The sequence below is a fragment of the Bacteroides xylanisolvens genome (genome assembly GCF_018289135.1).
Lineage (GTDB): Bacteria > Bacteroidota > Bacteroidia > Bacteroidales > Bacteroidaceae > Bacteroides > Bacteroides xylanisolvens.
In genome coordinates this window covers 4,460,171-4,474,654 of the sequence record NZ_CP072216.1, presented here as the reverse complement: position 1 = coordinate 4,474,654, position 14,484 = coordinate 4,460,171, and the positions used below count along the sequence as shown (strand labels likewise).

Annotated in this window: 7 protein-coding genes; 6 read left to right on the top strand and 1 reads right to left on the bottom strand. The window is 45.0% G+C overall.

Annotated elements, in window-relative coordinates; all coding sequences use genetic code 11:
- A complete protein-coding gene (locus tag INE92_RS18795; protein WP_004307748.1) occupies window positions 1–903 on the top strand; it encodes a BT_3987 domain-containing protein in 903 nt (300 codons plus the stop codon).
- A 440-nt stretch (window positions 904–1,343) separates the two neighbouring features.
- On the opposite strand, the gene INE92_RS18790 is transcribed toward INE92_RS18795, so the two are convergent.
- Entirely contained in the window at window positions 1,344–5,354 is a 4,011-nt protein-coding gene (locus INE92_RS18790; RefSeq protein WP_211421230.1) for a hybrid sensor histidine kinase/response regulator transcription factor, read from the bottom strand.
- 208 nt (window positions 5,355–5,562) lie between these two features.
- On the opposite strand from INE92_RS18790, the gene INE92_RS18785 reads away from it, so the two are divergent.
- The 5 genes from INE92_RS18785 (at window position 5,563) to INE92_RS18765 (ending at window position 14,481) form a co-directional block, all read left to right on the top strand.
- On the top strand, window positions 5,563–7,617 hold the full coding sequence (locus INE92_RS18785) for an alpha-L-arabinofuranosidase C-terminal domain-containing protein (protein ID WP_195436318.1): 2,055 nt from the start codon (window positions 5,563–5,565) through the stop codon (window positions 7,615–7,617).
- A gap of 201 nt (window positions 7,618–7,818) precedes the next feature.
- Window positions 7,819–9,372: a sulfatase family protein gene (locus tag INE92_RS18780; RefSeq protein WP_004298626.1), complete on the top strand. Its 1,554-nt coding sequence runs from the start codon at window positions 7,819–7,821 to the stop codon at window positions 9,370–9,372.
- A 47-nt stretch (window positions 9,373–9,419) separates the two neighbouring features.
- Entirely contained in the window at window positions 9,420–10,607 is a 1,188-nt protein-coding gene (locus INE92_RS18775; RefSeq protein ID WP_004298624.1) for a family 43 glycosylhydrolase, read from the top strand.
- Window positions 10,604–12,271 carry an arylsulfatase gene (locus INE92_RS18770; RefSeq protein WP_004298622.1) on the top strand — a complete coding sequence of 556 codons (1,668 nt, stop codon included), beginning with the start codon at window positions 10,604–10,606 and terminating at the stop codon, window positions 12,269–12,271. The genes INE92_RS18775 and INE92_RS18770 overlap by 4 nt, the downstream gene beginning before the upstream one ends.
- Before the next feature lie 5 nt (window positions 12,272–12,276).
- A complete protein-coding gene (locus tag INE92_RS18765) occupies window positions 12,277–14,481 on the top strand; it encodes a glycoside hydrolase family 2 protein (protein WP_195436317.1) in 2,205 nt (734 codons plus the stop codon).
- The last annotated feature ends 3 nt before the right edge of the window (window positions 14,482–14,484 follow it).

The following is a 14,484-nucleotide window of genomic DNA, read 5'->3' as shown; positions in this document are numbered from 1 at the left end:
ATGAAAAGACTAAATATATTATGGATAGGGCTGATAAGCGTTCTGATGACTGCTTGTTATGACGATTATGAAAAGGACTACGATGAGAGTTCTGTGTACTTTGCTTCGCAAAAACCTTTGCGGACACTGGTAGCCGATACAGATATGTCGATAAAGGTAGGAGTGGCTATTGGCGGTAAAAGAGAGGTGCATACCGATGATTGGGCTACATTCGAGATCGATCCGTCTTTATTGGATGGTACGGGCTTGACACTAATGCCGGAAAACTATTATCAGTTGGCTAATCCGAACAAGATGACGATCAGCAACCCGAACCTGGCAATCGCAGATGTGAAAGTGACTTTCTCCGATGCTTTCTATGAAGACAATGCTGCTTTGAACAAGCACTATGCAATCCCTTTCCGGTTGGTCGATCATAATCAGGATGAAATTAGTACTGATGTGAATGGTAATTTGAAGGATTACAGTATTGTAGTTGTCAAATTTGTCAGCCAGTATCATGGTACCTACTTTGTGAAAGGAAAAGTTACCAATTTGTCTACCCAGCAGGTTACTGAATACAGTAACAAGGATTTGAGTCAGAATATGACCCGCGACTTTGTTTCGTTAGGTAGAAACAAAGTACGCAGACCGGGTTTCGGAAACACATTGGAAAACAATGAGTCGGTGAATCTGACAGTCAATCCGGATGGAAGCGTCAATATTGAAGCCGGAGGAAGCGTCGCTATCACAGATGCATCCGCCACATTAGATCCTGCAGCCGAATCATTGGAATTTGTAGGGAAACAGCCTAAGTTTACCCTTTCTTATAAGTACACGAAAGGTGGCGTCACTTATCAGGTTGACGAGGAACTGATTCGTCGTCAGAATCCGGAAGCTGATTTACGCTTCCAGGAATGGTAGAATAGGTATGAGTTGATTATAGATTTCTATTGCTCGCCGGTAATTAGCTACATCAGTGAATGTTGCAGATTAATTACCGGCGATATCTTTTTCTGTTGGGCGTAGTTGATTTACAATATATACCTACTTGCCCTGTTGGCTATTAATAGCTAACTTCCTTTTGATATAGACCAAACTTCTTTTTGCCGGTTGGATAACTTCCTTTTTCTTCATTCCAAACTATAATTGCAAGCTTTGTTTTTATAAATGCAAGTTCCGTTTATAAAAACAAAGCTTGCAATTATATAAACGGAACTTGCGTTTATAGTTTGAAATAGGGCAAAGACAACTTTACTATGAAGGGAAGAGATCTTTGCAAAGGGAGCAAAAGAACTTTTCTATTAATAGTTGACACGTTGTCTAAGGGTAGGTTGAATTTCTGAAGCAGTTACTTTTGCTTTCTATTTCAACTGTTTGAGAAACTCTGTCGGAGTGATATTAAATTCTTTCTTGAAACACTTTGTAAAGTAGTTCGGATCTGATATACCGACGGCAAATGATGCTTCGGAGACATTCATACCATTCAGTAAATGAGTTTTAGCCTCTTTCATTTTGATCGTCCGTATGAATTGAGTGATGGAGCATCCGGTGAGTGATTTCAGCTTCATGTGCAACAGGCTGCGGCTGATGCGGAGATGGGCTGTGATTTCCGTTACTCCGAAGTCTTCCTTGGTGAGGTTCGCCATAATCAGTTCCATCAGTTCTTTCATGAATATTTCATCCCGCGGGTTGTTGGTTATTTGCTTGATGTTCAGTTCTTCTGCCTGTTTGAAGTGTTCAATACTCTGTTTCCGGCTCTTTTGGATATTCTGTACCAGCAGTTCCAGATTCTTGGCGTTGAAAGGTTTGGTGATATATGCATCGGCTCCTCGCAGATAACCTTCCGTATGGTCGTTTTCATCAGTCTTTGCAGTCAGGAGGATAACGGGGATATGGCTGGTCGTTACGTCCTGTTTGACACGTTCCGTGAATTCCAGGCCGTCCATCACCGGCATCATTAAATCCGATATAATGAGGTTGGGCAGCTGTTTGGCTATCTTCTTGCAGGCTTCTGCACCATTATACGCTCGTATAATATCATATTTCTCGCTGAATATACTGGCGAGGTAATCATTCATTTCTTTGTTGTCCTCCACAATCATAATAGATTCCCGGGCAGGATCTTTTTCTTTGTTGGTCAGCTTTTCGGGAATGAGTTCGATGGTTTCCTTGATTCGCTGGTTATATTTCTGTATTTCTTCGGTCGTGATGTTCTCGGACGAGCGTTCATCGGGGTTGTAAGCATCCTCGGATACATTCAGGGTAACGATAAAATCCGAACCTTTGTTGATTTCGCTTTCTACCCGGATTTTCCCTTTGTGCATGTGTATGAGCGAACGCGTAAGCGATAATCCCAGTCCGAATCCCTCGCGATGGTCGCGCTTCTCAACTTGGTAGTAACTTTCAAATATTTGTTCTTGAGCTTCTTTAGGAATCCCCCTGCCATTGTCTTTGACGGAGATTTGCACAAATGTTCCTTTCTCTTCTTTTATTAGTTTGGCACTCAACTTGACGTATCCGCCGGGTTGGGTATATTTAAATGCGTTTGAGAGCAAGTTATAAAGAATCCGTTCCAGTTTGGAAGGCGAGAACCAGACTTCCTCTTCGGTGTCTTCCAGATTGACGATGAAGTCAATTTCCCGTTCCCCGGCTACAATGTCGAAGATGTGCGACAGTTCTTCCAGAAAGTGCATGATGTCTCCCTTCCGGACGCTGATACGCATCTGTTTCATCTCGATTTTACTGAACGTCAATAGTTCATTAATCAGATAATTCATCCGGTTGGCGTTTCGGTAGATGACTTCCAGTTTCTCTTTATCGTTGTTGCTGATTTGTGGCTGCTGGATCAATCGTTGCAGAGGCGATAGAATCAGGGTCAGCGGTGTTTTCAGGTCATGGGAGATGTAAGTGAAGAAATTGATCTTCTGTTGATTCATATTCTCTATGTTGACGCGTTGTTCATGCTCCGTTTTCAGTCGCATGAGCAGGATGATACGCGTTTTGGTATATCTGTATGCGGCGTAAATGATTAATAGGAAGAGTAGTGCATAAACTAAATATGCTCCCGGTGAGAGCCACCAAGGAGGAAGGACTCTGATGGCAAGGTCCTTTTGGCCCGTTTCGTCCCAGTGGATACCATCTTTGCTGGCTTTGATCTTTAAGATATATCTTCCTGAAGGCAGATTGGAGAAGCGTACCTGATGCTGGTTGCCTACAAACTGCCAGTCCTTGTCGATACCTTCCATTTTCATCGCATATTGAGTGTTGTCGGTATATTGATAATTCAGGCCGGAATATTCGAGACGCAGGGATTGGGCTTGTTCGTGCGTCAGGGTGATCTCTGTCAGTTCGGAGATAGAGGAAGGGATGAATGCTTTCTCATTGTTGGGCGACATATATTCGCTGTTGCTCCAAATGGCAGTCAGTGCAATGTTGAAACGGGGATTGACGGAGCGTACCTGTTCCGGGTAGAAAGAAATCATACCGTTGATAGTTCCGAAATACAATTCTCCGTCAGGCTTCTTGCAGGCGGAGGAGTAGTTGAACTGGTTGATGGGTAATCCGTCGGCCGTGGTATATCGGTCAATGCTTCCTGTTTGGGAATTGATACAACAAAGTCCGTTTCCGGTACCTACCCAAACATTACTCATCTCATCTTCAATGATACCTTTGATGGCGTTGGATCCCAACTGTTCTTTACTGTAAAAGGCGATAATGTTACCGTTGCGGTCTGATACATAAAGCCCGTTGTTGTCTGTACCTATCCATATCCGTTGATGTGAATCGGGGTAGATATAGGTGATGTAGAGATTGGTGTGCGGCAGGATAGGGAGCGAGGTTACTTTCAGTGTATGGGTATTGATCTGAAATATACTGCCTTTTCGGGTTCCTGCCCAAAGTATACTGTCATTAAACTGTACCAGGTTAAAGACACGGAGAGATGAAATTTTTTCCGGGCGGGAGTTTGCTTTCTTCCTGTTGATCAGGAATAAGCCGGAAGGGCCTCCGTACCAGATATGATCGTTCTTGTCTTCGATGATGCAGAAGCCGGAAGAAACCTCATCCGACAATAGATTATAGTCCACCGTGCGGTTTAGATGCGGTATATAGTGAAGAGCTCCTTTCAGGAACAGTCCGAGCCACAGGCTGTTATCTTTGTCAAGCCATAAAGAATGTATGTTCTTGGCGTAGATTTGCATTTGCTTGTGCAGCCGTTCGGCACGGGTGATTTCCTTCTTATTGTCCAGGTAGTTCAATCCGCCATCTTCGGTGGCGATGTACAGACCGTTGTCCGGAGCATTGATAATCTGGCGGACAGCCTTTCCGCTCAAATGATTGAAACTGGCTCCGTATGGATATATCTGGAACTGGTCGGAACCGAATATATAATAGTTGACTCCTCCGAAATAGGTTCCTACCCACATATTATGAGCCTTGTCCTGATAAAGGCTGTAAATGGGAGAATCGTTCAGCGCACTTAAATCCCGTTCCGATTGCTCGTAATGTGCAATCAGTTGATAGAGTTTGTTGAAGACAAAGATACCATACTCTGTGCCTACCCATATATTCCCCGTATGGTCGGTTGCCGCACAGCGGAAGTGTTTTACTTCCAGGTCTTTCGAGAGATTACACAGGGTATTGCTTTGTATATGATAGACGAAAAAATCGTTGTTAGTATTAAATAACAGCTGGTTGGACGAGATCAGGACGGCATTGTTGCATTGCAGTGTAAAAGGCTGGATGAGAGTCGGGAGGGAAACGAACTGTTTCTTGTCCAGACTGTATCGCATCAGCCCTTTGTTGGTGTCTATCCATAAGGTTTTGTCTCCGTCCTCCGCAAAGTATCTCACATGAGGTTTTTCTTTATCGAGAAGAAAAGGAACGAACAAGCTGTCTTGTTCATTGTAGCGATAAAGTCCGTTGCTACAAGCTGCCAGAAGCATACCATCGCTGGTATTCAGGAAACAAACATCATCCTTAGTGTTCCCTTTAATCTGGTAACGACTGAAATCTTCTGTCTCGTAGTTATAGCTGCAGATGCCCTGATCGGTAGAGATCCATAGAATGTTACGGAGCGAATCGTTATATAAGCGCGTGATGAAATTGTGGCGGAGTGAGGTGCTGTCGGCCTCATTATGTGCGAACAGGTTGATATTATAACCGTCATATCGGCACAATCCGTTGCGTGTACCAAACCAGATGAACCCGTGGTTGTCCTGGGTGATTGCATTGATCGTATTATGCGGGAGTCCTTCAGCTATACTTAGCTGTTTGAAGCGTATATTATTATATTGAATCTGTCCCGTCGACAAGCTTGTATTTAAGAGCACGAGACTAAATAAGAGCACGAATTTAAGTAAGGTGGTTCTCATGGCTTTTCTGATTGATTTTCACGACCTAAAGATACGTCTTTTTTTGTTTTGAACAGTCGTAGAATTGTTCAAACGGGCAGCACTCATGTTCAGTTTGCCGCTTCGCTACAGATTTTTATACATGATTGCAGGTATTAAGCATTATTTTTCTGTTTTTCTTGGATAGAAAAGACCACATTTGCAATGTGAAACTCTAAAAACAAATGCTATGAATCATTCGACATTCAAATCCTTTACGTTTGGTATCGGTCTGTTTTTCACATTACCTCTGGTATATGGGAATAGTTCCTCTCCGTCTTCTTCCGATGGAACGTTGTATATCAATAAATCGAAAACCCACAAAGTGGCTCCCGTAAAGTACGGTTTCCATTATGAAGAAATAGGAATGATGGGCGAGGGTGCCCTGCACGCCGAACTGATACGTAACCGTTCGTTTGAAGAAGCTACACCGCCTGCCGGATTATCTGTGAAGAACGGTCTTTATGAAAATGTTCCGGCTCCCCGCGTTAAAGAGAAAAAAGTGTTTCAGGCCGATCCGCTGATTGGATGGACGACTTATCCGTTATCATATACTCCTGTATTTATCAGTCGCACGGATGAAAATCCGATGAGCGGGGAAAATAAGTATTCGATGCTGGTTAATGTCACGGAAGATATTGCGAACCATCCGGATGCCCTGATTCTCAACCGTGGATATTATGGAATGAACTTGAAGACGGATACGTCTTACCGCCTTTCCTTGTTTCTGAAGAACAGAAATTATTCCGCTCCGTTACGTGTATTTCTAGTTGACGAATGGGGACAACGGGTGAGCAATGTGATCGAAGTGAATGTAGGGAATCGGGACTGGACAAAATATACCGGTGAACTGAAACCGGAAAAGAACGTCCGGCGTGGAATGTTTGCCATACAACCGATGTCGAAAGGACAATTTCAGATAGATGTCGTTTCCCTGTTCCCGTCCGATACCTGGAACGATGGAAAATCCGTATTCCGTAAAGACATTGTTCAGAACCTGAAAGAGTTTTCTCCCAGCTTTATCCGTTTTCCGGGCGGATGCATCGTGCACGGAGTCAATGAAGAAACGATGTATCACTGGAAAAAGACGCTCGGACCGATTGAAAATCGTCCGGGACAGTGGAGCAAATGGGCGCCTTATTACCGTACCGACGGAATCGGTTATCATGAGTTTTATGAATTGTGCGAATATGTGGGAGCCGATGCGATGTATGTGATGCCTACGGGTATGATTTGCAGCGGTTGGGTGAAGCAAAGTCCACAGTGGAATTTCAGACACATTGATGTCGATCTGGACGCTTATATCCAGGATGCGTTGGATGCCATCGAGTATGCCATTGGTGATACAACTACGAAATGGGGAGCTGAACGGGCAAAGAACGGTCATCCCGCTCCTTTCCCGCTAAAATATATCGAGATTGGAAATGAAGATTTCGGACCTGTGTATTGGGAGCGTTATGAGAAAATCTATCAGGCGTTGTCCGCCAAATATCCTGACTTGATTTATATAGCCAATAGTGTCATCCGTGTAGTCGGAAGAGAGAATGATGACAAACGGAAGGATATTCCCAATTTTGTCAACCCGAAGAATGTGAAAGTGTTCGACGAACATTATTATAACTCAATCGAATGGGCTTGCGAACAGCATTATCGTTTTGATAACTACAAACGGGGTGTTGCCGAGCTGTTTATCGGCGAATTGGGTATTAGCGGAAAATATCCTTATAACCTGCTGGCTACCGGAGCCATTCGTATGTCAATAGAACGCAACGGCGATTTGAATCCCTTGTTTGCTGAACGTCCGGTGATGAGGCATTGGGACTTTCTGGAACACCGTATCTTCCTGCCGATGTTGATTAATGGAGTAGACAGTAGCGTAAAGACTTCCTTCTTCTATCTGGCAAAGATGTTCAGGGATAACACGTTTGACGTGTGTCTGGATGCAGCGATCAAGGATATAGAAGGTTTGCAGAACATCTTTGTTACGATGGGATATGATACGGCCAGCAAACAATATATCCTGAAACTGATAAACCTGAAGGATAAAAAAGTCACTCTACAACCGGAAGTTTCCGGCTTCAAACGTCCCGTCAAGGCACATAAAACAAGCCTGGTACTGGTTCCGGGAAAAGAGAACACACCGTTTGCTCCGAATGAAGTCCAACCGGTAGAGACGGAAGTCGGGCTGGACCTGAATCAACCGTTCGAACTGGAGGCAGCTTCCATGGTTGTATATCGTTTTTAGTTCACCACAGAGGACACAGAGAGCACAGAGGACACAGCATTTTTTCTCTCTTTCTGCAAGGAACAGAGTGATAGATGCAGTTAGCTGTAAAAAAAGCGTGAGACTCTGTGTTACTCTGTAATGAATAAAATGATTAAGCCTCCGTGTCCTCTGTGTCCTCCGTGGTGAACTCTAAATTGTCAAATAGCAAATAAAAATAAAATGAAAACAATCTTTTGTATCACAGGACTTGCCATACAAGGTTTGGCTATGTCAGTTCAGGCGCAAACCGGCAAACCGAATATTGTGGTTATTATGACCGATCAGCAGCGTGCCGATTTGTGCGGCAGGGAAGGTTTTCCGCTGGAAGTGACTCCCTTTGTCGACCGTTTGGCGCAGGAGAATGTATGGTTCAATAAGGCATACACTGTGATGCCGGCCAGCTCTCCGGCACGTTGTTCCATGTTCACCGGGCGTTTTCCTTCCGCCACTCACGTACGCACGAATCACAATATCCCCGACATCTCCTATCAACAGGACTTAGTGGGCGTATTGAAAGAAAACGGATATAAAACAGCATTGGTTGGCAAGAATCACGCTTACCTGAAACCTGCCGACTTGGATTTCTGGTCTGAATACGGACACTGGGGAAAGCACAAAAAGACGACTCCCGCAGAGAAAGAGACTGCCCGTTTCCTGAATCAGCAAGCCAGGGGGCAATGGCTGGAGCCATCTCCCATCTCGCTGGAAGAACAGCATCCCACCAAAATCGTGAACGAAGCGCTGGCATGGATTAAACAGCAGAAAGAAAATCCTTTCTTCGTATGGGTCTCTTTTCCGGAACCTCACAACCCTTATCAGGTATGTGAACCCTATTACTCCATGTTCTCCCCCGATAAGCTCCCTGTCTTAAAGACCTCCCGCAAAGATTTGGCAAAGAAAGGAGAGAAATACCGTATTTTGGCGCAACTGGAAGACGCGTCCTGCCCGAACCTGGAACAAGACTTGCCTCGAATCCGTGCCAACTATATCGGAATGATCCGGTTGATAGACGATCAGATCAAGAGACTGATCGAATCATTGAAAGCCAGCGGACAATATGAAAACACCCTCTTTGTCGTACTTTCCGACCACGGTGACTACTGGGGGGAATACGGATTGATCCGTAAAGGAGCCGGACTTTCCGAAAGCCTCGCACGTATCCCGATGGTATGGGCAGGATATCACATTAAAAACCAGCCTGCCCCTATGGATAGCCACGTATCGATAGCCGACCTTTTCCCCACCTTCTGCTCTGCCATCGGTGCCGAAATACCGGCAGGAGTTCAGGGTCGTAGCTTGTGGCCGATGCTGACCGGAAAAGCTTACCCTAAAGAAGAATTCTCCAGCATGGTCGTACAACAAGGCTTCGGAGGAGCCGATGTCGGACTGGATGCCTCCCTGACTTTTGAACAGGAAGGAGCATTGACTCCCGGCAAAATAGCCCACTTCGACGAACTGAACACCTGGACGCAAAGCGGTACCTCACGCATGATAAGAAAGGATGACTGGAAACTGGTCATGAATCATTATGGCAACGGAGAACTCTATAATTTAAAGAAAGATCCTTCGGAAGTTCATAATCTGTTTGGCGAGAAGAAATACAGCGAAATTCAAACAGAACTTCTGACCCGTTTACTGGCATGGGAGTTGCGTTTGCAGGACCCGCTGCCTCTCCCGCAAAGACGTTACCATTTTAAACAGAATCCATTTAATTATCTCCATCCGGAATACTAAAAAATAAGAAGATTGTACATACCTACGGATATTAAAAACATGATTCCATGAAGTCTGCCCCGCAACGGCCTATTTTTGTATCCGTAAACATAAAACAGAAATATATGAAATTGATTTTGCGATTAGGATTGATCTTGTTTACAGGATTTATTTCCATCTCTACAGCATCAGCACAGTTATATGGAACGGCAGATACAAACGCTCCGGAACTACGTGTTCCGACATCTGTAAAGCCGGCATTTGATTATTGGATGAGGGACACTTGGGCTACACTGGGTCCCGACGGTTATTATTATATCACAGGAACCACCTCTACTCCCGATCGTTACTTTCCGGGACAGAGGCATTGCTGGGACTGGAACGACGGTTTGTACCTGTGGCGTTCCAAAGATATGAAGTCCTGGGAAGCCAGAGGACAAATATGGTCGATGGAAAAAGACGGAACCTGGCAAAAGAAACCGAAAGTATATAAAGCAGGAGAGAAATATCAGAAGAAATCCATCAACGGTGATCCGATGGACAACCGCTTTCATGCAGTGTGGGCTCCGGAAATGCATTATATCAAAAGCGCGAAGAACTGGTTTATCGTTGCCTGCATGAATGAGTCGGCAGGCGGGAGAGGTTCTTTTATTTTGCGGAGCAAGACCGGAAAACCGGAAGGTCCGTACGAGAATATCGAAGGTAATAAAGACAAAGCTATCTTCCCGAACATCGACGGAAGTTTGTTCGAAGATACGAACGGCACTGTCTACTTTGTCGGGCACAACCATTATATCGCCCGTATGAAACCGGATATGAGCGGATTTGCCGAGGAACTGAAAACATTGAAAGAGAAAAAATATAATCCGGAACCGTATATTGAAGGAGCGTTTATCTTCAAATATGATAACAAATATCACCTCGTACAGGCTATATGGTCGCACCGTACGTCGGAGGGAGATACCTATATCGAGAAAAAGGGAGTAACCTCGCCGAAGACACGTTATAGTTACGACTGCATCATCTCGACAGCCGATAATGTGTATGGTCCCTATAGCGAACGCTACAATGCCATCACGGGAGGAGGACACAACAATCTTTTCCAGGATAAGGATGGAAACTGGTGGGCTACCATGTTCTTCAATCCGCGTGGGGCACAGGCGGCAGAGTATAAAGTGACGTGCCGTCCCGGATTAATTCCGATGATCTATGAGAATGGTAAATTCAAACCCAACTTTAATTATAATACCAAATGAAAACTTCTTTATTGATAGCAGGCAGCCTGGCTCTGGTCCCGATGACGTATGCGCAGGACAAGCCGAATATTATTATCATACTGGCAGACGATTTGGGCTTCTCCGATCTCGGCTGTTTCGGTGGTGAGATTCATACACCGGTACTGGATAAACTGGCAAAGAATGGCGTCCGTATGACGCAGATGTACAACAGTGCCCGTAGTTGCCCGTCGCGTGCCAACCTGTTGACGGGACTTTATCCGCATCAGACGGGATTGGGACACATGGACGGCAGTCATCCTGCCTGGCCGAAAGGATATTCCGGTTTCCGTTCCAATTCGGATAACGTCACGATTGCGGAAGTCCTGAAAGATGCCGGATACTTTACGGCGATGTCGGGAAAGTGGCATCTAGGGAATAAGTCGAATCCCATTCTTCGTGGTTTCCAGGAGTATTACGGTTTGTTGGGCGGATTCAACTCTTTCTGGAATCCGGCGGTATATACCCGTTTGCCGAAAGACCGTACGCCCAGACACTATGAGGAAGGAACTTTCTACGCTACCAATGTGATAACGGATTATGCGATTGACTTTATCGACCAGGCACATCAGGAGAAGAAACCGTTGTTCCTGTATCTGGCTTATAACGCTCCCCATTTCCCTTTGCACGCACCGAAAGAAGTGACCGATAAATATATGTCTCTCTATATGCAGGGATGGGACAAGATTCGTGACGCCCGCTGGAAACGGATTGTGGACCTGAAACTCATGCAAGGCAAACCGGCACTTAGTCCACGTGGTGTAGTTCCCGAAAGTCTGTTTGAAGATGAAACGCATCCGCTACCTGCATGGGACTCATTGACGAAAGATCAGCAGACCGACCTCGCACGGCGTATGTCCATTTTTGCTGCTATGGTAGATGTGATGGACGCGAACATCGGCCGGGTAGTAGATGAATTGAAGAAGAACGGTGAGTTGGACAATACATTTATCATGTTTATGTCCGATAACGGAGCTTGTGCCGAATGGCACGAATTCGGTTTCGACAAACAGACCGGAGTCGAATACCATACCCATACCGGAGAAGAACTCGACCAAATGGGTTTGCCCGGAACCTATCATCATTACGGTACAGGCTGGGCAAATGTCTGCTGCACGCCGTTCACGCTGTATAAACATTATGCACACGAAGGAGGTATTTCTACTCCGTGTATCATTTCCTGGGGTAATCATGTGAAGAACAAAGGCGGACTGAATCATCAGCCTGCACAATTCTCCGATATCATGTCTACTTGTGTGGAACTGGCAGGAGCCACTTATCCGAAAGAATATCAGGGAAGAGCGATTCTGCCTACGGCAGGTCAGTCTATCCTTCCGATTGTGAAAGGAAAGAAGATGCCCGAAAGATACATCTATGCGGAACATGAAGGCAATCGCATGGTGCGTAAAGGTGACTGGAAGCTGGTTTCCGCCAACTTCAAGGGAGATGAATGGGAATTGTACAACATCAAGGAAGATCGTACTGAACAGCACAACCTGATCGGCAAATATCCTGAAATGGCAAAAGAATTGGAAACAGCCTATTTCGAATGGGCGGACAAGAGTGATGTACTGTATTTCCAGAAAATGTGGAATACCTACAATAAGAATCGACGGAAAGATTTTAAAGAATATAAAACCCGCTAATGCTTATGGATAAGAGAATCTTACTAACTCTGGCTTTAGGAGCCATGTCGCAGGTGTTTACCCATGCATGGGAGCCTAAAGGAGATAAAATTAAAACAGTATGGGCTGAACAGGTGACGCCGGAAAATGTGTGGCAAAGTTATCCCAGACCACAGTTGCAACGGGCAGAATGGATCAATCTGAACGGATTGTGGAAGTATGCCGTAACGGATCAGAACACGCCTCGGAAGAATGTTTCCTTTGAAGGGGAAATCCTGGTCCCGTTTGCGATTGAATCATCTCTGTCCGGAGTGCAGAAAACATTTCTTCCTACGGATAAACTATGGTATCAACGTGAGTTCTCCTTAGATCCTTCCTGGAAGAATAAATCTGCTATCCTGCATTTCGGAGCAGTGGATTATGAATGTCAAGTATGGGTGAATAACCGGTTGGTCGGTACGCATAAAGGAGGAAACAACCCGTTCTCGTTTGATATTACTAAATACCTGAAGAAGAGTGGTCCTCAAAGCATTGAAGTAGCCGTCACCGACCCGACGGACACGGAGTCTATCTCCCGAGGAAAACAGCAACTTAACCAGGAAGGTATCTGGTACACGCCTGTATCGGGCATTTGGCAAACTGTGTGGCTGGAAGCGGTGAATAAAACCTATATTCGTCAGGTACTTCCTTCCACTGATATTGAGAGAAAATCCGTGAAGCTGGCTTTCGATATAATCGGAGCCAAAGGCAATGAAGAAGTGAAAATAGAAGTGTTGGATGATGGCAAAGTAATCAAGACGGTGGAACAGAAGTTGAGTAATGCGATGGAGATAGACGTTCCGAACGCTGTCTTATGGTCTCCCGAATCTCCGAAACTGTATCATCTAAATATTGTCTTATCCAATGGAGGACGTGTTTTAGACCGGGTAAAGAGTTACTTTGCCTTGAGAAAAGTAGATGTCCGTAAAGATGAGTGCGGATATAACCGTATTTGCCTGAATAACCAACCCATCTTCCAATACGGTCCATTGGATCAAGGCTGGTGGCCCGACGGATTGTTGACTCCTCCTTCCGAGGAAGCGATGTTGTGGGACATGGTGCAATTGAAAAAGATGGGATTCAATATGATCCGTAAACATATCAAAGTAGAACCGGAGCAATATTATTATTACGCCGATTCTCTGGGATTGATGATGTGGCAAGACATGGTTTCCGGTTTTGCTACGTCAAGGAAGAAGGAGGAACACGTCAATCCGTTGGCTACTACTGATTGGAACGCTCCCGAAGAACACACCCGCCAATGGCAAAAAGAAATGTTCGAGATGATTGACCGTCTCCGTTTCTATCCCTGTATCACTACCTGGGTGGTTTTCAATGAAGGATGGGGACAGCATAACACGGTGGAAATCGTAAATAAAGTGATAAAATACGACGATACACGCCTGATAAACGGAGTGACCGGCTGGACGGACAGAGGCGTAGGCGATATGTACGACGTACATAATTATCCTGTCACTTCCATGATTCTGCCGGAGAACAACGGTAACCGCATTTCCGTACTGGGAGAATTCGGCGGCTATGGCTGGGCGATCAAGGAACATATCTGGAATCCGAATATGAGGAACTGGGGGTATAAGAATATAGACGGAGCAATGGCTCTGATTGATAGTTACGGCCGTCTGGTATATGATTTGGAAACGCTGATTGCCCAAGGGTTGAGTGCGGCTGTTTATACACAAACCACTGATGTGGAAGGAGAAGTGAACGGCCTGATTACTTACGACCGGAAAGTAACTAAAATACCGGAAGGCTTGTTACACCTGATGCACAACCGTTTGTATGAAATCACTCCCGTGAAAGCGGTTACTTTGATTGCAGACAGTCAGAACGGAAGCAAGAATACCCGCCTTGTCGGTATGAACGGTCAGGAGCTGAAAATGACTTCTTTGCCTTTCGACTGTCCCCCTCGTTCTACGGTAGTATCAGAAGCTACTTTTAAGGTGGATAAGGATTTCAATCATCTGTCTTTATGGCTGAATGTTGCCGGAGAAGCCAAAGTTTGGCTGAATGGTGTAGAAGTCTTTGCGCAGGAGGCAAAGCAGACCAGGCAATATAATCAATATAATATCAGCGATTACAGCCGTTACTTGCGGAAAGGAAGTAATCTGTTGAAAATCGAAGTGAAAGATAGCAAGAAGATGAGATTCGATTATGGGTTGAGGGCTTATTAATCA

Coding starts and splice junctions, on each gene's coding strand:
- INE92_RS18795 (WP_004307748.1), top strand. CDS start 1: ATGAAAAGACTAAATATATTATGGATAGGGCTGATAAGCGTTCTGATG.
- INE92_RS18790 (WP_211421230.1), bottom strand. CDS start 5,354: ATGAGAACCACCTTACTTAAATTCGTGCTCTTATTTAGTCTCGTGCTC.
- INE92_RS18785 (WP_195436318.1), top strand. CDS start 5,563: ATGAATCATTCGACATTCAAATCCTTTACGTTTGGTATCGGTCTGTTT.
- INE92_RS18780 (WP_004298626.1), top strand. CDS start 7,819: ATGAAAACAATCTTTTGTATCACAGGACTTGCCATACAAGGTTTGGCT.
- INE92_RS18775 (WP_004298624.1), top strand. CDS start 9,420: ATGAAGTCTGCCCCGCAACGGCCTATTTTTGTATCCGTAAACATAAAA.
- INE92_RS18770 (WP_004298622.1), top strand. CDS start 10,604: ATGAAAACTTCTTTATTGATAGCAGGCAGCCTGGCTCTGGTCCCGATG.
- INE92_RS18765 (WP_195436317.1), top strand. CDS start 12,277: ATGGATAAGAGAATCTTACTAACTCTGGCTTTAGGAGCCATGTCGCAG.